Source organism: Methylobacterium sp. BI1, assembly GCF_056680125.1.
Map to the genome: position 1 here is coordinate 3,167,037 of NZ_CM155267.1, position 16,988 is coordinate 3,184,024.

16 protein-coding genes are annotated in these 16,988 nt (G+C 70.9%); 8 read left to right on the forward strand and 8 right to left on the reverse strand.

Annotated features, from left to right (window positions below):
* The first annotated feature begins 96 nt into the window (after window positions 1-96).
* Window positions 97-783 carry a transglutaminase-like cysteine peptidase gene (locus tag AC1MGR_RS14910; RefSeq protein ID WP_108040115.1) on the forward strand — a complete coding sequence of 229 codons (687 nt, stop codon included), beginning with the start codon at window positions 97-99 and terminating at the stop codon, window positions 781-783.
* Window positions 784-922: 139 nt separating this feature from the next.
* On the opposite strand, the gene AC1MGR_RS14915 is transcribed toward AC1MGR_RS14910, so the two are convergent.
* The 8 genes from AC1MGR_RS14915 to AC1MGR_RS14950 form a co-directional block, all read right to left on the reverse strand.
* Window positions 923-1,252 carry a DUF6949 family protein gene (locus AC1MGR_RS14915; RefSeq protein ID WP_055950713.1) on the reverse strand — a complete coding sequence of 110 codons (330 nt, stop codon included), beginning with the start codon at window positions 1,250-1,252 and terminating at the stop codon, window positions 923-925.
* 143 nt (window positions 1,253-1,395) lie between these two features.
* The gene (locus AC1MGR_RS14920; RefSeq protein WP_055950709.1) at window positions 1,396-1,608 is read right to left on the reverse strand and encodes a DUF3126 family protein; all 213 of its coding nucleotides are present in this window, start codon (window positions 1,606-1,608) and stop codon (window positions 1,396-1,398) included.
* 168 nt (window positions 1,609-1,776) lie between these two features.
* The gene (gene cysE / locus AC1MGR_RS14925) at window positions 1,777-2,634 is read right to left on the reverse strand and encodes a serine O-acetyltransferase (RefSeq protein ID WP_108040117.1); all 858 of its coding nucleotides are present in this window, start codon (window positions 2,632-2,634) and stop codon (window positions 1,777-1,779) included.
* Window positions 2,635-2,908: 274 nt separating this feature from the next.
* On the reverse strand, window positions 2,909-3,844 hold the full coding sequence (locus tag AC1MGR_RS14930) for a helix-turn-helix transcriptional regulator (RefSeq protein WP_480232104.1): 936 nt from the start codon (window positions 3,842-3,844) through the stop codon (window positions 2,909-2,911).
* A gap of 353 nt (window positions 3,845-4,197) precedes the next feature.
* On the reverse strand, window positions 4,198-5,091 hold the full coding sequence (locus AC1MGR_RS14935; protein WP_480232105.1) for a transglycosylase SLT domain-containing protein: 894 nt from the start codon (window positions 5,089-5,091) through the stop codon (window positions 4,198-4,200).
* A gap of 213 nt (window positions 5,092-5,304) precedes the next feature.
* On the reverse strand, window positions 5,305-6,132 hold the full coding sequence (locus AC1MGR_RS14940) for a Cof-type HAD-IIB family hydrolase (protein ID WP_480232106.1): 828 nt from the start codon (window positions 6,130-6,132) through the stop codon (window positions 5,305-5,307).
* Window positions 6,133-6,146: 14 nt separating this feature from the next.
* On the reverse strand, window positions 6,147-6,701 hold the full coding sequence (locus tag AC1MGR_RS14945) for a gluconokinase (RefSeq protein WP_108040125.1): 555 nt from the start codon (window positions 6,699-6,701) through the stop codon (window positions 6,147-6,149).
* A gap of 113 nt (window positions 6,702-6,814) precedes the next feature.
* Window positions 6,815-8,173, reverse strand: a complete 1,359-nt coding sequence (locus tag AC1MGR_RS14950; protein WP_480232107.1) for an alpha/beta hydrolase — start codon at window positions 8,171-8,173, stop codon at window positions 6,815-6,817.
* A 240-nt stretch (window positions 8,174-8,413) separates the two neighbouring features.
* On the opposite strand from AC1MGR_RS14950, the gene AC1MGR_RS14955 reads away from it, so the two are divergent.
* The 7 genes from AC1MGR_RS14955 to AC1MGR_RS14985 all read left to right on the forward strand — a co-directional run bounded on the left by AC1MGR_RS14955 (window position 8,414) and on the right by AC1MGR_RS14985 (window position 16,711).
* Window positions 8,414-9,595 carry a polysaccharide biosynthesis/export family protein gene (locus tag AC1MGR_RS14955; protein ID WP_480232108.1) on the forward strand — a complete coding sequence of 394 codons (1,182 nt, stop codon included), beginning with the start codon at window positions 8,414-8,416 and terminating at the stop codon, window positions 9,593-9,595.
* Between the two features lie 223 nt (window positions 9,596-9,818).
* A complete protein-coding gene (locus AC1MGR_RS14960) occupies window positions 9,819-10,967 on the forward strand; it encodes a branched-chain amino acid ABC transporter substrate-binding protein (protein WP_108039198.1) in 1,149 nt (382 codons plus the stop codon).
* A 196-nt stretch (window positions 10,968-11,163) separates the two neighbouring features.
* On the forward strand, window positions 11,164-12,276 hold the full coding sequence (locus tag AC1MGR_RS14965) for a TRAP transporter substrate-binding protein (protein ID WP_480232109.1): 1,113 nt from the start codon (window positions 11,164-11,166) through the stop codon (window positions 12,274-12,276).
* Between the two features lie 438 nt (window positions 12,277-12,714).
* Window positions 12,715-14,115 (forward strand): deoxyribodipyrimidine photo-lyase, encoded by a 1,401-nt coding sequence (locus AC1MGR_RS14970; protein ID WP_480232110.1) that lies wholly within the window; start codon window positions 12,715-12,717, stop codon window positions 14,113-14,115.
* Between the two features lie 145 nt (window positions 14,116-14,260).
* Entirely contained in the window at window positions 14,261-15,592 is a 1,332-nt protein-coding gene (locus AC1MGR_RS14975; RefSeq protein ID WP_480234808.1) for a chloride channel protein, read from the forward strand.
* Window positions 15,593-15,666: 74 nt separating this feature from the next.
* On the forward strand, window positions 15,667-15,846 hold the full coding sequence (locus AC1MGR_RS14980; RefSeq protein ID WP_056213599.1) for a DUF1328 domain-containing protein: 180 nt from the start codon (window positions 15,667-15,669) through the stop codon (window positions 15,844-15,846).
* A gap of 10 nt (window positions 15,847-15,856) precedes the next feature.
* Window positions 15,857-16,711, forward strand: coding sequence for an SDR family NAD(P)-dependent oxidoreductase (locus tag AC1MGR_RS14985; RefSeq protein WP_480232111.1), 855 nt, complete (start codon window positions 15,857-15,859; stop codon window positions 16,709-16,711).
* The last annotated feature ends 277 nt before the right edge of the window (window positions 16,712-16,988 follow it).

The following is a 16,988-nucleotide window of genomic DNA, read 5'->3' on the forward strand; positions in this document are numbered from 1 at the left end:
CGGGCGCGCGTTAACGCGGGTTTAACTTTCTGATTGAGCCGGGATCGTTCCCGTGTAAACCTTGTCGCTCCACCAGGGGATGGCAGGGCGACCGGCATGCGGCACGCGATACTGCGAAGCGTCGAGGGATTGCCGCACGGGCCGCGCGGGAGACTTTGGCGACGCCTCGCCCGCACGGTGCAGTTCGGCCTCGTCGGGACCATCCTGCTCATCGGCGGTGCCAGCACCGAGGCCCAGACTGTCGCGGCCCTGCCCGATGCCGCGGCCCTGGACGAAGGCGCCCCCGCCCGGCCGGTCGCCGCCTGGACCGCATTCTGCGCCCGGATGCCCGCCGAATGCACCGTCGACACGACGCAGCCGGCCGTCATCGCCCTCACCCCACGCATCCGAGACCTGCTGAACCGGGTCAACCGGCGGGTGAACGCCCGGATCAAGCCGATCACCGACCTCGCCCATTGGGGGGTGGTCGACCGCTGGGATTATCCCGACGACGGCTTCGGCGACTGCGAGGACTACCAACTCCTCAAGCGCCGGATGCTGGTGGAGCGCGGGCTTCCGCGCCGGGCCCTGCGCATGACCGTCGTCATCGACGAGATCGGCGAGGGACACGCGGTGCTGATGGTCCGCACCGATCGCGGCGACCTGATCCTCGACAACAAGACCAACGCGGTCCTGTCCGGCCCGCGCACCGGCTACACCTTCATCAAGCGCGAAGGACAGGACGGCCTGGCCTGGGTCACCCTGAACGGCGGCGCGTCGCCGGTGGCCACCGCCAACCGCTGAGGGCGCGCGCAAAAGGCCGCCCCTGGGAGGAGCGGCCTTCTTTGTCTCGGCGGTCCGGGTGCTTGCCGGGAAGTGTTTGCCCAGGAGGTTTTTGCCGGAAAGTGCTTGCCGGGACCGGCCCGGGGCCGGCGACGGATACTCAGACCCCCGCGATCAGGTGGGCGAGATCGAGGGCCACGCGGCCCGACATCAGGCTCCAGCCGCAGGCGATCATCGTGGCGATCATCACGAAGGGGATCGGGCGGCGCTCCAGCCGGCGACCGCGCACGGTGTTGCGCAGAATGATGAAGGGCGCGCCGAAGGCCAGCATCGGCAGGGCCGCCACCGCCGTGACGCCGCCGCGCTCCAGCAGGCTGAAGCTCGCACGGCGCTCGGTGAACAGCTCGAAGGCGCTGGCGAGCAGGCCCGACAGGGCAAGGCCGACACAGAGGGTCTGCAGGGAGTCGAGGGCCGAGGGGCTGAGGGTCATGACGCGTACGCTCCACCATCGAGAGGCGATGTGGCGCGCAGTGTGCCGCGTCGTTTACGAAACGTTAAGGGTTTCCTGCCGTCAGGGTTAAATCCACGCACAGGCCCGTGCGGCGGGATCGCCCCTGCGGCAGGCGAGAGACCTCAATCCTCGAGGTCGATGTCCAGGATCGCCATGGCGAAGTTGAACGAACGGTCGCCATCCTCATCGTCCACCGACACCACCCCGAGAAATTCCTCGCCGATATAGACTTCGGCCGAGTCGTCCTTCTTGGGGCGGGGGACGAGGCGGATGTTGGTGTTGGCGAAGGTCCGGCGGAGGTAGTCCTGCACCTTCACAATGTCGGTCTTGTTCACGCTGATCGCCTCTCGCGTTCGGGTCGTTTTCCGGCTCATGGCCGGTCGCGCGCGGCGGCCCCGAGGGCCTGCCGGCGGCGGCCGGGGCCGGGCTGGCCCCCGCTTGCCACGCCGTCGGGGGATGGGCAAGCCGCGCCTCGGACCGAGGCCGGCCTGTCGGGCCCGACGTCAGATGCCCTCGGCCATGTGGATGAACTGGTCCATGGCGACGAGCTGGTCCATGGCCCGCGACGGCTCGGCGCAGCCGGCGGTGCCGACCACGCGGGCGGGCACGCCGACCACGGTGGTGTTGGCCGGCACCGGGCGCAGCACTACCGAGCCCGCGGCGATGCGGGCGCAGGCCCCGACCTCGATGTTGCCCAGGATCTTGGCGCCGGCACCGATCATCACGCCGTGGCGGATCTTCGGGTGGCGGTCGCTGCCCTGCTTGCCCGTTCCGCCGAGGGTGACGGCGTGGAGGATCGAGACGTCGTCCTCGATCACCGCCGTGGAGCCGACCACGAGGCCGGTGGCATGGTCGAGGAAGATGCCGCGTCCGATCCGGGCCTGCGGGTGGATGTCGGTCTGGAAGACCTCGGAGGACCGGCTCTGGAGGTAGAGGGCGAGGTCGCGCCGCCCGGCCGTCCAGTACCAGTGGGCGAGGCGATGCGCCTGGATGGCGTGGAAGCCCTTAAAGTACAGCACCGGCTCGATGGCCCGGCTGGTGGCCGGGTCACGATCGAGCACCGCGGCGATGTCGGCGCGAAAATCCTGGCCGAGGCTCGGCTCGGCGGTGATCGCCTCGAAGAAGCCGTGGGCGATGAGCTCGGCCGGCAGCGAGGCGTGTCCGAGGCGGGCTGCCACGCGGTGCGCCACGGCGCCTTCCAGCGAGGTGTGGTTGAGGACGGTCGCCACGATGAACGAGGCGAGCTGCGGCTCCTCGCGCACGATCGTCTCGGCCTCGGTCCGCAGGCGCGCCCAGATCGGATCGCACACCGCCAGCGGCTCGGCGCCTTTCGCGGCGATGGGGAAGGGGCTGGCGGACATCGGGTCCTCCTCTGGACCGGGCACGTCGCGGCGGCCCTGTGTATACCGAGACTCGCCGCGCGGGTCGCGCCGCGTCGGCGGGATTCTGCTCCCGCCTCCCGGCGCTAAGGGATGGTTGTACCTGTCGGTGCGCGGGCCGGCAGAGGAAACCGGTGCCGGGCCGTGCGGTCCATAGCTTGGTGTGCCGTGCACGGTCGATCAAGTCCGTGCGGCATCCGGGCGGGCGACCGGACCGGAGAGGCCGTCCGGATCGCGTTCGTCGGAACGCGGCGCGTCAGGCGCTGCGGCGGTGGTCGAGGGTTCCGAACCGGGCCTCGATCGCCTCGGCCAGGCGGTCGACCATCACGTCGACCGGCACGTCGGAGGTGTCGACCACCGACGAGGCGCGGGCATAGAGCGGCTCGCGGCTGGCGAGCACGGCGCGCAGTTCCTGCATGGCCGAGGGGTGGTCGCCGGTGGTGGTGAGTTCGCCCTGGTCGCGCACGCGCTGCATGTGCTCCTCGGGCCGGGCCCGCAGCCAGATCGTGAAGAAGGCCTGGAGGAGCAGGTCGTAGGTGAGGGGCTCCGCGACGATGCCGCCGCTGGTGGCGAGCACGAGGGGACCGGGATGCTCGGTGAGCCGGCGCAGGGCCGCCTGCTCCAGGCGGCGGTAGCCCTCCTGCCCGTAGATCGCGAAGATCTCCTTCACCGAGAGCGCGTTCTCGCGCTCGATCTCGGCGTTGAGCTCGACGAAGGTCCAGCCCAGGCGGTCGGCGACCCGGCGGCCGAGGGTCGACTTGCCGGCGCCGCGCAGGCCGACCACGGCGACGCGCGGCTGCGGAGCCTCGCCGCTGGCCGAGGACTGGCCCGACAGGATGCCCTTGGCCAGGGCGACCTGCTCCGGCGACGCGTTGCCGAGGAGATCGCGGATCACGTGCCAATCCGGCAGGGTCTCCTGCCCGGCGATCAGGTCGTCGAGGCGTACGCCCATGGCATTGGCGACCCGGCGCAGCAGGATGATCGAGACGTTGCCCTGCCCGCTCTCGAGCTGCGCGATGTAGCGCTCCGACAGACCGGAGGTCTGCGAGAGAAGCTTGCGCGACAGGCCCCGCACGGTCCGGGCATGACGAACCCGCCGGCCGAGATCAGCCAGGAAGGTCGATTCTTGTTCTACCGCGCCGGCCATGCCGTCGTCCGTTTCCTCGGTTCGCGGTCGGGCCGAAGCCCGCACGCAGGATGCCACAACAGGGGGTCGATCCCTGAGCTATGCTCACGGGTGTGGAAATATTATGCCCAGCTTCGGCGTTTCGAATCTGTCAAACAACAACAACGCGGATATCCGAAGTCGGAACAACGCGCCCGGATCGTTGCGATGATCGTGCCGAGCCGGACCGAAGCACGGGGCTTCGCATTGCACCATGTGAGGCGAGGTGCGGTCCGACGCAAGCGGTCAGGGGCACCAGAACGGGGGAAAGCCGGAGAATCGGCCCTGTGATGTCTCCCTCGGCGCCGTGACGGCCGAGCCGGGTCGGGACCGTCCTTGCGCGCAAACGCCGCGCGGGAGGGAGCGAGGACGGGGACGGCCTATTGCGCTGCGGGCGGCAGGGCCGAAGCCTCGAGCACGGTGCCGGCCACCGGGGCCTTCTTCGCCACCACCGGCCGGCCGACCGCGGCCAGGGCCAGCGCCGACGGACGGCGGGGCGGCAGCGGCACCTCGATCGTCTCCGTGAACACGGCCTCGACCTGGGCGCCGGCCTGGGTCATGCCCGGGACGATGCCGGGATGGGGGCTGATGGCCGCGGCGGGAGCCGGGGCGGCGTCGGCCGGCGCCAGGGCCGCGACCTCGACCGTGCCGAGACCGGCGAGGGAAGTGGGCCGGCGGGGCGGCAGCGGCACCGCGACCGTCTCGGTGGGAACGCCGTTGGCGGCGGGGCTCGGGGCGTAGGCGAGCGCGGTGTTGGCGGCGGTGACGGCAGGGCTGTCGGCGCGGGCGAAGGCGTTCGCGAAGGCCTCACCGGATTTCGGCGTCTCCAGATCCTCGGGGACGCTGGTCTCGATGCCGAGGCGCTTGGCGGCGTAATAGTAGCCCCGGTTGTAGAAATTGTAGGCCTGGGCGATGTCGCCCTTGGCGGCCCGGTAGGCGCCGGCGAGGTAGGCGATGCCGTAGCGGAGGTTCACCCGCGGATCGAACAGGCCCGCCGCATCCCCCTGGTAACCGAGGCCCCGGGCGGTCGCGTGCTTGATCTGCATGAGCCCGAGCGCGCTGCCGCCCTTGGCGTTCGGGTTGTAGTTGCTCTCGCGCTTGACGACCTGGTGGACGAAGCTCGACGGCACCCCGTTGGCCTTGGCCTGCTGCTCGATCAGCGCATCGATGTTGTCCCGCGCCGCCGTGCCCTGGGCCAGGGCCGCGCCGGGCGGGAGCATCCCGCACGGCATGGCGACCGCCGCGACGGCGAGGAGCAGGAAGCGCTGGTTCATCGGAGACCCGGATCGTCCTTGTTCTTGGACGGTCAAGGTCCGGGCGAATTGAGGCCGGAAAGCGGCTCCGGCGGGCCGAGCGTGACCGTTTCCCCATGTGCTGTGTCGCACATGGCACAGTCGCCGCGGCCGTGTCCGGATTGTGTCCGAAGCGATTCGCCAATGTTGCCAAGGACCTCGCGGCCCCGGGCGGTCGACGGGGCGGCGGTCGCCTCAGCGCCGCAAAATGAATTCGTCGATGGCTTTGGCGAAGCCGTCCGCGTCGTTCGTGGCCGTGACGGCCCGCGCCGCGGCCTGGACCGCCGGTGCGGCGTTGCCCATGGCCACGGAAAATCCGCTGCGGGCGAACATCGGCACGTCGTTGGCCGCGTCGCCCAGGGTCGCGATCCGGGCGCGGTCGAGGCCGAGATGCCGGCTCATGGCATCCACGAAGGCGGCCTTGCCGGAGCCGGGGGGCGTCACGTCGAGATAATAGGCCTGCGAGCGATGGACGTCGGCCCGCCCCGCCAGCGCCGCGGCGGTCTCCGCCTCGCAGGCCTCCAGGTGCGCCGCATCGGCGCTGACGCCGACGATCTTGGCGGCCCGGTCCAGGAGGGGGGCGAGGTCCGCGACCACGTTCGGCTCGGCCTGCAGGGTCCGGCGCTCGAGGTCGGTGTAGGGCCCGCGCGGATCGGTGAGGTTCCATTGCCCCTGCGCGAACACCCAGGTGTCGAGTCCGGCCTCGGCGAAGCGCCGCACGGCCTCGCGGGCGGCCTCGGCCGGGATCAGCGTCTCCGACAGGAGGGTGAGATCGGGAGCGACCAGGGTGCTGCCGTTGAAGGCTCCCATCGGCAGGGTGAGCCCTAGTTCGGCCACCAGCGACTTCAGACCCACGGGCGGCCGGCTCGACGCGATGGTGAACGCGATGCCCGCCGCCTCCAGCCGCCGCACGGCCGCACGGGTCGCGGGCGTCAGGCTCTTGTCGGTGGTCACCAGGGTGCCGTCGACGTCCGAGATCACCAGGGCGATCGCGGCGGGGGTCGGTTCGGAGGACTGGGGCATGGAAACCGGGGGGCTCAGGGTTGCGGGGTGCCCTCCTCCAATCCCAACCGGGCCACGATCGTTGCCACGATGGTCTCGGGGGCCGCATCGATGCGCACCGCCACGGCATTCTCCTCGGCGGCCGGCGGCTCCAGGATCGCGAACTGGGTGTCGAGGAGGCCTGCCGGCATGAAATGCCCCTGCCGGCGCGCGAGGCGGCCCTCGATCAGGGCGCGGTCGCCCTCCAGGTAGACGATCCGGACCCCTGCGCGACCGCGCACCAGCACGTCGCGATAGGCCCGGCGCAGGGCCGAGCAGACCACCACGCCGGGGGCGCGCCGCTGCAACTGCGTGTCGATCCAGGCGCCGATCGCCGCGAGCCAGGGCGCGCGGTCGTCGTCGTCGAGGGGGTGCCCCGCCCGCATCTTGGCCACGTGCTCGGGACTGTGGAAGCTGTCGCCGTCGACGAAGGTCCAGTCGAGGCGCTCGGCGAGGCGGGACGCCACCGTGCTCTTGCCCGAGCCCGAGACGCCCATCACCACGAGGACCGTGGGCCTGCCGCCCGGGACCGGAATCTGGCCTGATGACATCGTGCGTCCCTTCCTGGCAGCCGCCCCGGCTGGGCCGGCCCCCGCCTCTTAGCAGGCCGCGGGGTGCGGAGGCTGTGCGCAAACATGCCGGGCGAAGGCGGGCCTCCCCGGCCTCAGGAGGCGAGCGGCGTCCCCGGACAGGCATCGGGCGGATCGGGACTCCGCGAGGCGGGGGTGGGCCATGCGGGGTCGGGCGAGGTGGGGTCAGGCCAGGCGGGGTCGGGCAGAATGGGGTCGAGCGCCCGCTCGCGCAGCCGCTGCGGGCCCAGCGTCATCGCGAAGAAGTCGTAGTACCCGCGCCGGTCGTTGGCCAGGAGGAACTGGAAGTGCATCCGGAACGGACGCCAGCGCACCTTCCGGTAGGTCTCCGTGCTGATGATCTCGCGGAACCGGGCCGAGCGCACCAGCGGGTTGGCGACCGCCCGGCCCTGGAGGTCGAGGTCCAGGTGCACCACCGGGTTGAATCCGGGGAAGTTCATCCAGTCCTGGGGCGCCTGGAAATCGGCCCAGACGAGGCGCTGCGAGGTCACGAGGCTGGCGATCTCGCAGCGCAGGCCCTTCGCCGTGCCCTGCATCGCCACCAGGGGCAGGCCGGACCCCAGGGTGACGAGGGCGAGCGTGGTCGCGCCGGTGCCGAGATGCGGATCGCGGGCGAGGACCCGGGCGGCCACCTCCACGGCGCTCAGCGCGCCCGAGGAATGGCCGAGGATCAGGATCTCGTCGAGGGGGTCGCCGGCCGACAGGGTGGTGCAGCGGGCGAGGATATGCGCGGTGAAGGCCTCCAGCCGGCGCTCGTAATCCGGTCTTCGCCCCTGGCCGTGCTGCCAGTTGAAGACCCAGTCGTTCAGGAGCTGCCAGAAGAAGATCCGGTTGAGGAAGGCCTCCATCGCCTTGATCCAGGCGAGGCCCATGAGGAGGCCCACCGGCAGCGTCACCCAGAGCGGCCATCCGAGGCTGTGCCCGAAGGCCGTCCCGAGATGGGCGTGCACGAAGGCGGCGATGGCCAGGGTGCACAGGGCCAGCAGCAGGACCATCACCAGCGGGTAGAGGATGATGTTGCCGTACTTCCAGTTCAGCCGGTAGAATCGCAGCATCAGGCCGCAGACGATGGCCTGCAGGGTGCCGACGACCAGGAGGGCGACGCTGAGCGGACGCCGGCGCCGGAAGTCCGCGCGGACGATGTCGTCCCAGAGCAGCACGTCGTAGGTGGTCTCGGCGCCCTGCGTGGCAGGCTGGCCGGCCACGCGCCAGCTCTGAACCAGCCCGTCGGCGCTGAGATGGGCCCCGGACACCGCGCGTTTCGGCTCTCCGAAGCGCTTGGCGTAGCGGGCCAGCTCTCGAACGAACAGCATTCGATAGCGGCTGCTGCCCTCAGGATCGTAACCGGGAATATAGAAGACGTGCCGCCGTCGGACCGATCCCGGAACACCCTGGGCGAGCCCAGGCGGTGTGTAGTCGAACGACGCTGTCATCGAATCCGATTCTGCCGAAACCCAGGTTAGGCGAATTTAGTGATGTCGTCCCGACGAGAACGCACAACGCGTTGCTCCTTTCAAGTATCGTCGCGGACACGATTTTTTGGGAAAGACGTGGGTAGTGGGGACGAAGGGCGGGTCACGGGTGCTCACCGCGAGACTGTGTCCCGGCCGCCACGGACAGAGACCCGGCGATGGTCTAGGCAGCCCATGAGAGAAACCGACAGGCGATCCCGCATGCGCGCACTGCCTTTGGCCCTCTGCACCGTCCTGGGCACCGCCCTGACGGTGTCGGGCTGCTCGTCGCTTCTGCCCGCGGCCGGACCGACGACGGGTGCGGTTGTGGATGGGGCGGACGTGTCCACGAGCGAGGGGACGTTTGCCCGCTACGAGATCGTGGACCTGTCGGCGGCCACGATCGAGGCGCTGCGCGGGCGTGCGCTGGACAGCCTGCTGGCCTCCTTCGGGGACCGGCGTCCCTCCCTCGAGCCCGTGATCGGGGTCGGCGACTACGTGGCCGTCTCGGTCTGGGAGGCGGGCTCGGGCGGTCTGTTCTCCGGCCCGCTGGTGGCCGACCGCTTCTCGGCCGGCTCCAAGTCCGCCCTCATCCCCGAGCAGGTGGTGCCCCGCGACGGGGCCATCAGCGTGCCCTATGCCGGGCGCATCCAGGTGGCCGGGCGCCGGCCCCAGGACGTGCAGGCCCTGATCGAGACCGAGCTCGCCGGCAAGGCGATCCAGCCCCAGGTGCTGGTCTCGGTGACCAAGGCGGTGTCCCAGACCGTGACCGTCACCGGCGAGGTCGTGGCCGGGGCCCGGGTGCCGCTCTCGGGCAAGGGCGACCGCCTGCTCGACGTGGTCGCCACCGCCGGGGGCGTGCGCGCGCCGGTCAACGAGACCTTCGTGCGGCTCTCGCGCGGCCCGCAGACCGCCACGGTGCCGCTGACCACGGTGGTGTCGAACCCGGCCGAGAACATCTTCCTGCGCCCGGGCGACACCCTGACCCTGGTGCGCGATCCCCAGACCTTCCTGGCGGTGGGCGCGCTGGGCAACGCCACCGAGATCCCGTTCCAGGCCGAGGGCATCACCCTCGCCCAGGCGCTCGCCAAGGCGCGCGGCCTGTCCGACTTCCAGGCCGATCCCTCGGGCACCTTCATCTTCCGCTTCGAGCCGGCCGCGGTGGTGCGCCGCCTGAAGCCGGGCAGCCCGCTGCTGGGCACCCCCCTGGTGCCGGTGGTCTACCGAATCAACATGCGCGACCCCAACAGCCTGTTCCTCACCCAGGCCTTCCGCATGCGCAACCGCGACCTCGTCTACGTCTCCAACGCCCCCTTCACCGAAGTCCAGAAGGTCCTCTCCGTCTTCTCAACCGTCACCGCGCCGATCACCGCCGGCGCCTCGGTCTACGCGACGGCCCGATAAGGCGCGCGCCCCGGGCGGGCGCGCCCGCGCCGCAGGTCCCTCTTGCAGGTCCCCCTTGCAGGTCCCTCTTGCGTTCTGGCGCGGCATCGCGCACGGGTCGCTCGGGCTCGAGCGATGCCGGCAGGCACCGGGCCGTGGACCCGGTGCGTGCGCCGAACCTTGGCGGCTGGCCGATCCGCCTCTATCTGTAAGCGAGGTCGACCGAGGCGTGAGACGGGGCGGGATGAGGTTCAGACGCGCGGCCCGGCGCTTCGGGCGCGCCGGAGGCTTGGCTGGCAGCGGCTTGGCTGGCAGCCTGTTCCTCGCCGCCGCGATCCTCGGCGCCGCACCGGCCCGGGCCGACGTGGTGATCGGCGTCGCCGTCCCGCGCTCGGGCGCCTACGTGGCCGTCGGCGAGCAGGTCCTGCGCGGGGTCCAGGCCGCGGCGCGCGACGCCAATGCCAAGGGCGGACTCGACGGCCAGACCATCGTGCTCGACGTGCAGGACGATGCCTGCGATTCCAACAAGGCCGTGGCGGTGGCCAACCACTACGCGACCCAGGGCGTGCGCCTCGTGGTCGGCCATGTCTGCTCGAACGCCTCCTTGGCGGCCTCCGAGGTCTACGCCGCCAACGGCACGGTGATGATCACCGCCGCCTCCGTCGCCGCCAAGCTCACCGACCGGGGCTTGCCGACGATCTTCCGGGTCTGCGGGCGCGACGACGATCAGGCCAAGCTCTCGGCCACCGTGCTGGCCGAGCGGTTCCGCGAGAAGAAGATCGCCATCCTCAACGACCTGACGCCGGGCTCGCGCAACCTCGCGGCCGCCACTAAGGAGAACCTCAACCGGATCGGCATCAACGAGGCCATCGCCACCGCCTTCGCGGCGGGGGATGCCGATGACGCGGCCCTCGCCGACCGCCTGAAGGAGGCCGGGATCGCGGTGGCGTATTACGGCGGCGATGCCCGCGAGATGGGCCGCCTCGTGCGGATCTCGGCGGAGCGGGGCTTCAAGCCGCAATGGTTCGGGACCTCCGCCATCGCCACCCAGGAATTCGCCACCATCGCCGGGCCGGCCAGCAACGGCGTGCTGATGACCTTCTACCTCGATCCCCGCCGCAAGCCGGAGGCCGCCGCGGTGGTCGCGGCCTTCAAGGCCGAGGGGGTCGAGCCCGAAGGCTCGACGATCTACGGCTACGCCGCCCTCCAGGCCCTCGTGGCCGCCGGCAACTTCGCGAAGACGGCGGATTCGAAGCGGATCGCCGCCACCCTGCACGCGGAGCGCTTCGACCTGGTGCTCGGCTCGGTGGGGTTCGACGGGAAGGGGGACGTCACCGCTCAGGGCTATGTCCTCTACGTCTGGAACGACGGCGCCTTCACGTACGCTAAGTAGCCGGGGTCGAGTCGCGCTTACGAATTCGGGCGCAGCTTGCCCCGGAGCGCGTGACGTCCGGTCTGCCTGTGCGGGTCATCCGCACGTTTCGGGATCGTTTCCGGCCCTTCGTCGTTCGTGAACGGCGGACATTCGGGCCGCGGATCGGCCGCGACGCGCCGGAACAGGACGATTCGAGATCTCTCAGCGAGGCGTCATGCCCCCATCTCCCGCGCGCCCGACGACCGGGCGCCGTGCTCTCCTCTCCGCGGGCCTCGGTGGCGCGGCGACTCTCCTGGCACGCCCCGCACGGGCCGAGGCGACGCCGGATCTGCGCTGGCGCCTGGCCTGCGCCTTCCCCAAGAACCTCGACATCCTGTTCGGCGCCACCGACCTGCTCGCCCGCATCGTCGCGGAGGCCACCGACGGCCGCTTCCAGATCCAGCCCTCGGGCCCCGGCGAGCCGGTGCCCGCCGAGGGCCTCCTCGATGCCGTGGCCGCCGGCACCGTCGAGATGGGCTACGGACCGGCGACCCTGGGGCTCGCCAGGGACCCGACCTTCGCCCTGGCCACCGCCCTGCCCTTCGGCCTGAATGCGCGCGGCCAGAGTGCCTGGTGGCTCCAGGGGGGTGCCGCCGACCTGTTCGGGGAGATCTTCGCCAAGCACGGGCTCGTCGCCCTGCCGGCCGGCAATACCGGCGCGCAGATGGGCGGCTGGTTCCGGCGCGAGATCAAGGCGCAGGCGGACCTGCAGGGCCTGAAGATGCGGATCGGAGGCCTCGGCGGACAGGTCCTGGCCAAGCTCGGGGTGGTGCCGCAGGCCACGCCGGGGCCGGACATCTACGCCGCTCTCGAGGGCAGGACGATCGACGCCGCCGAGTGGATCGGCCCCTACGACGACGAGAAGCTCGGGCTGCAGAAGGTGGCTCCGACCTATCACTATCCCGGTTTCTGGGAGGGCGCCTCGACGCTGCATCTCTGGATCCAGGCCGAGGCCTGGAAGGGCCTGCCGAAGAGCTACCGGGCAGTCCTCCAGGCGGCGGCGGCCCAGGTCCATGCCGACGTGCAGGCCAAGTACGATGCGCGCAACCCGCGCGCCCTGCGCCGCCTCGTGGCAGGCGGGGCGCAGCTGCGGCCGTTTCCCCAGGAGGTGATGGAGCTGGCCCTCAAGGCCGCCAACGACGTCTATGCCGAGATCGGCGCCAAGAACGCCGACTTCAAGCGGGTCCACGAAGCGATGAAGACCTTCCGGAACGAGGAGTACCTCTGGTTCCAGGTGGCGGAATACACCTACGACAACTTCATGATCCGGGCCCGTGCGCGCGGCTGAGGCCGTCGGGACAGAAGGAGCCGGTCGGGACAGAAAAAAGGCCGCTCCGAAGAGCGGCCCGAAGTCTAGGGAGGAAACGCCCAAGGAGGGCAGCAGGACCGCGACGCCATCGCGTTCCCGCAATGCACAATCTGATCCTCTCGCGCAGAATTGCAAGGCGGATAGGGCAGCATCCGTGTCGCTTTTCGTGTTCCGGAACACATCGCCCGATCGATGTATCCAAAATGACGCACCCGAGCAGCCGCAAATTCTCGTGACTCCCGGATGGGGCAGCCTCAAGTGACGCGACACTAAAGGGTTGTTCGAACTCAGTTTTCGCGCCGCCAGAGGTTGGATATTTCGGCGTCGATCCGGCCGGGGTGGAATCTTCTGCCTGGGGCGTCGCGACGGGCGGCGGCCCAACCTTTCGTGACGAGTATCAGGAGGCGATGAGCGACGATGGCAATTCAGGCGGGACGGATTCGGATCCTCAAGCAGGCCGAGCCCCGGGCGGAGGGGCGCTACGTGCTCTATCTGCTGCAGCAGGCGAATCGGGCCCACGAGAATCCGGCGCTCGAGTTCGCCATCGCGGAGGCCAACCGGCTCGGCCTGCCGGTGCTCGCCGGCTTCGGATTGCTCGACGGCAAGAACGGCTTTCCGGAAGCCAATGCCCGGCACTACGCCTTCCTGCTCCAGGGACTCGCCGACGCGGCCTCTGGTCTCGAGGCCCGCGACATCGGCTTTTGCCTGCGCAAGGCCTCCCCCGCCCGGGTCGCCATCGATCTGGCCAAGGAGGCCGCCCTCCTCGTCCTCGACCGGGGCTACCTCGCGATCCAGAAGCGCTGGTACGACGAGATCGTCGAGGCCGTCGACACCCGGATCGTGCAGGTGGAGGGGGACGTCGTGGTGCCGGTGGAGGTCGCCTCGGCCAAGCACGAATACGCCGCCCGCACCCTGCGCCCGAAGCTGCACAAGCACCTCGACGACTACGTCGCGCCCCTGACCGCCCGGGCGGTGAAGCACCCGGCGGGGCGCGGCCTGCCGACATCGGAGGTCGACATCAGCGACCCGGCCAAGGTGCTGGCCGGCATGAGCCTCGACCGCGCCGTCGGACCGGTGCGGCGCTTCACCGGCGGGGAGACCGAGGCGCGGCGGCGCCTCAAGGCCTATCTCGAAGGCCCGTTCGCCGATTACGGCAGCGACCGCAACCGGCCCGAGGCCGGGGCGGCCTCCCACATGAGCCCCTACCTGCATTTCGGGCAGATCTCGCCGGTGGAGATCGTCCTGGCGGTTCGGGCCGCCAAGACGGGGGGACGCGAGGACAAGGCGTCCTACGTCGAGGAGGTCGTCATCCGCCGGGAACTGGCGATGAACCACGTCCACTACACGGACGGCTACGACCGCTACGAGCGCGCCGTTCCCGAATGGGCCCGCAAGGTCCTGGCCGACCATGCCGGCGACGCCAGGCCGAAGACCTATACCGAGACCGAGCTCGCGGAAGGACGGACGCACGACGTCTACTGGAACGCCGCCCAGGCCGAGATGCGCGAGACCGGCTACATGCACAATCACCTGCGCATGTACTGGGGCAAGAAGATCCTCGAATGGTCGCCCACCCCCGAGGAGGGCTTCGCCCGCACGCTGCGGCTCAACAACCGCTACTTCCTCGACGGACGCGACCCGAACTCCTTCACCAACGTCGCCTGGGTCTACGGCCTGCACGACCGCCCCTGGGCCCGACGCAAGATCTTCGGGACGGTGCGCTACCAGAGCGAGAATTCCCTGCGGAAATTCGACGCCAAGGCCTATCTCCGGACCGTCGAAGACCTCTGCCGGGCGGAAGCGGAGGACAAGGCTTAAGGGCTGCCGGGGTATGCCCCTTGCCTGAACCTCGCCCGCCCCCGCCTCCGACTGACCCGCCCGAGCCCCGGATCGCATGCCCCCAACCCGTCCCGCCAAAGTGCTGCGCGTGAAGGTGCTGCGCGCCAAGGTCCGGTCCGGGGTGATGCCGCGCATGCGGCGCCTGCGCGGGGCCACCCTCGACGCCTTCGGGCTGTGGCGCCACCGCCTCCTGTTCCTCGTCGGCGGCATCGGCGTCGGGCTCGCCGCCGTCCTGATGGCGGGGCTCGCCGATGCCGCCCAGGGGGCGTTCCGGCAGGTGCTCGGGGTCTCGCCCTGGGTGGCCCTCGGCCTGACGCCCCTCGGCTTCGCCCTCTGCGCCTGGCTCGCCCGGGAGGTCTTCCCGAACGCGCAGGGGTCCGGCATCCCGCAGGTGATCGCGGCGCGCCAGACCGGACAGCTCGCCCTGCGCCGGGCCCTCGTCTCCCTCAGGGTGGCGGCGGGCAAGATCGTGGTGATGAGCCTCGGCCTGCTGTTCGGCGCCTCCACCGGGCGCGAGGGGCCGACGGTGCAGGTCGGGGCCGCGATCATGGCGGCGGCCGGCCACCTCACGCCGGAACGCGTGCCGGGGCTGATCCTCGCCGGGGGCGCGGCCGGGGTGGCGGCGGCGTTCAACACGCCGCTCGCCGGCATCGTGTTCGGGATCGAGGAGCTCGGCCGGGCCTACGAGGCCCGCACCGGCGGATTGATCGTCGCCGCCATCGTGGCGGCCGGGCTCACCGCCATGGCGCTCACCGGCAACTACACCTATTTCGGCACGTCCAGCGCCACCCTGCCGTTCGGGCCGGGCTGGATCGCCGTACCGGTGATCGGGGCGCTGGGGGGCCTGGCCGGCGGCGGGTTCGCCCGCATCGTCATCCTGTTCGCCCGCGGCCTGCCCGGGCGCCTCGGAGCCGCCATCGTCGCCCGTCCCGTCGCCTTCGCGGCAGCCTGCGGCCTCGGGGTCGCCCTGTGCGGCCTCGCCTCGGGCGGAACAGTCTACGGCACCGGCTACGAGGAGGCGCGCGCCCTCCTGCACGGCACCGGGGAGTCCCATCCGGATTTCGCGCCGCTGAAGTTCGTCGCGTCGCTGCTCTCGGCGATCAGCGGCATTCCCGGCGGACTGTTCGCGCCCTCCCTCAGCGTCGGGGCCGGCCTCGGCGCCGCCCTGCAGGGCTGGTTCTCCGGCGTGCCGGTGGCCGCCCTCGTGCTGCTCGGCATGGTCGCCTACCTGACCGGGGCCCTGCAGGCGCCAATCACCGCCTTCGTCATCGTCACCGAGATGACCCAGGACCATGCCCTGATGATCCCCCTCATGGTGGCGGCGCTGATCGCCGACGCGGTCTCGAAGGCGGTCTGCCGCGAGGGGCTCTACCATGCCCTGGCGCACATCCTCCTGGAGCGGGCCGGAACCGAGGCCCGTCCGGCCGCGCCGGCCCCCGGCGGGCACGGCTCGTAAAACGGCCGAGCTTGGGCGGAACGCTTGCCGTCCCAGGCGGTTATCGGTCGGTTCCGCGAGCTGGAGTGTAGCGCATGACCCTGTTGAAATGGGCCCTCATCTGTTTCGTGATCTCCCTCATCGCGGGCGGCCTCGGCTTCACCGGCATCGCCTCCGGCGCCGGCTCCCTGGCCCGGATCCTGTTCGGCCTGTTCCTGGTGGTGGCCATCGTCATCGTGGTCGTCGCCTTCGCCATCGGGCAGGCGGTGTTCTAGGACCGCCTCCGTGGCCGGCCGGATCGCCCTCGTCACCGGCGCCACCTCCGGGATCGGCACCGAGACCGCGCTCGGGCTGGCCCGGGCGGGGTTCCGCGTCGGACTCGTGGGCCGGGATGCCGGCCGCACCGGTCGCACCGCCGGGCAGATCCGCGACGCGGTGCCGGGCGCGCAGGTCGACGGCTTCGTCGCCGACCTGTCGCGCCAGGCCGAGATCCGCCGCCTCGCCGCGGAGGTCCGGGCGCTGTATCCGCGCCTCGACGTGCTGGTGAACAATGCCGGTGCGATCTTCGACCGCTACGCCGCGACGGCGGACGGCATCGAGCGGACCTGGGCGCTGGACCACCTCGCCTATCTCCAGCTCAGCCTCGCGCTCCTCGATCTCCTGAAGGCCGGCGCGCCGGCCCGCATCGTCAGCGTGGCCTCGACGGCGCATCGGCGCGGCCGCATCGCCTTCGACGATATCGGCCACGCGCGGCGCTACAGCGCGATCGCCGCCTATTCCCAGGCCAAGCTCGGCAACGTGCTGTTCAGCGCGGCCCTGGCGCGGCGGCTCGCGGGTACCGGCGTCACCAGCAACGCCCTCCATCCCGGCGTCATCGCCAGCGGCTTCGCGTCGGAGACGGGCGGTTGGTTCGGCCTCGGCTGGCGCCTGATCCGCCCCTTCATGACGAAGCCGGCCGATGGCGCGGCGACCTCCCTCTACCTCGCCACCGCACCGGAGGTCGAAGGCCGGACGGGACTCTATTTCGACCGATGCAAGCCGGTGGCGCCCTCGGCGCGGGGCCGGGACACGGCGCTTCAGGAACGGGTCTGGGCGTTCAGCCTCGCGCAGCTCGGGCTGGCCGATCCCATCGAGCACTGACGGAAAGGGCCTCCCGCAGGATGGAGGCAGCGGCGCTTGGGCAAGGGCGCTTGAAATCGTTTTCATGCGCTGGGCGCATGCCCGCTCCCACACGGAAGCAATTGCATGGTGCGGTGCGAAATGGCATTTGATGGCCATGCACCGCGGCGATGGCGTCGCCGCGGTGTGCCCTTCTTGGGCGTTTCCTCCCTAGACTTCGGGCCGCTCCCTCACCGGGGCGGCCTTTTTTCTGTCCAGTGGATGGGCGTTCTATCCGCCCAGCGCCCTGCCGACAAGC

Excerpts from the sequence above, each read along its gene's own strand:
- AC1MGR_RS14910 (WP_108040115.1), top strand. The coding sequence starts at position 97 with ATGCGGCACGCGATACTGCGAAGCGTCGAGGGATTGCCGCACGGGCCG.
- AC1MGR_RS14915 (WP_055950713.1), bottom strand. The coding sequence starts at position 1,252 with ATGACCCTCAGCCCCTCGGCCCTCGACTCCCTGCAGACCCTCTGTGTC.
- cysE (WP_108040117.1), bottom strand. The coding sequence starts at position 2,634 with ATGTCCGCCAGCCCCTTCCCCATCGCCGCGAAAGGCGCCGAGCCGCTG.
- AC1MGR_RS14935 (WP_480232105.1), bottom strand. The coding sequence starts at position 5,091 with ATGAACCAGCGCTTCCTGCTCCTCGCCGTCGCGGCGGTCGCCATGCCG.
- AC1MGR_RS14940 (WP_480232106.1), bottom strand. The coding sequence starts at position 6,132 with ATGCCCCAGTCCTCCGAACCGACCCCCGCCGCGATCGCCCTGGTGATC.
- AC1MGR_RS14945 (WP_108040125.1), bottom strand. The coding sequence starts at position 6,701 with ATGTCATCAGGCCAGATTCCGGTCCCGGGCGGCAGGCCCACGGTCCTC.
- AC1MGR_RS14950 (WP_480232107.1), bottom strand. The coding sequence starts at position 8,173 with ATGACAGCGTCGTTCGACTACACACCGCCTGGGCTCGCCCAGGGTGTT.
- AC1MGR_RS14955 (WP_480232108.1), top strand. The coding sequence starts at position 8,414 with ATGCGCGCACTGCCTTTGGCCCTCTGCACCGTCCTGGGCACCGCCCTG.
- AC1MGR_RS14960 (WP_108039198.1), top strand. The coding sequence starts at position 9,819 with ATGAGGTTCAGACGCGCGGCCCGGCGCTTCGGGCGCGCCGGAGGCTTG.
- AC1MGR_RS14965 (WP_480232109.1), top strand. The coding sequence starts at position 11,164 with ATGCCCCCATCTCCCGCGCGCCCGACGACCGGGCGCCGTGCTCTCCTC.
- AC1MGR_RS14970 (WP_480232110.1), top strand. The coding sequence starts at position 12,715 with ATGGCAATTCAGGCGGGACGGATTCGGATCCTCAAGCAGGCCGAGCCC.
- AC1MGR_RS14975 (WP_480234808.1), top strand. The coding sequence starts at position 14,261 with ATGCCGCGCATGCGGCGCCTGCGCGGGGCCACCCTCGACGCCTTCGGG.
- AC1MGR_RS14980 (WP_056213599.1), top strand. The coding sequence starts at position 15,667 with ATGACCCTGTTGAAATGGGCCCTCATCTGTTTCGTGATCTCCCTCATC.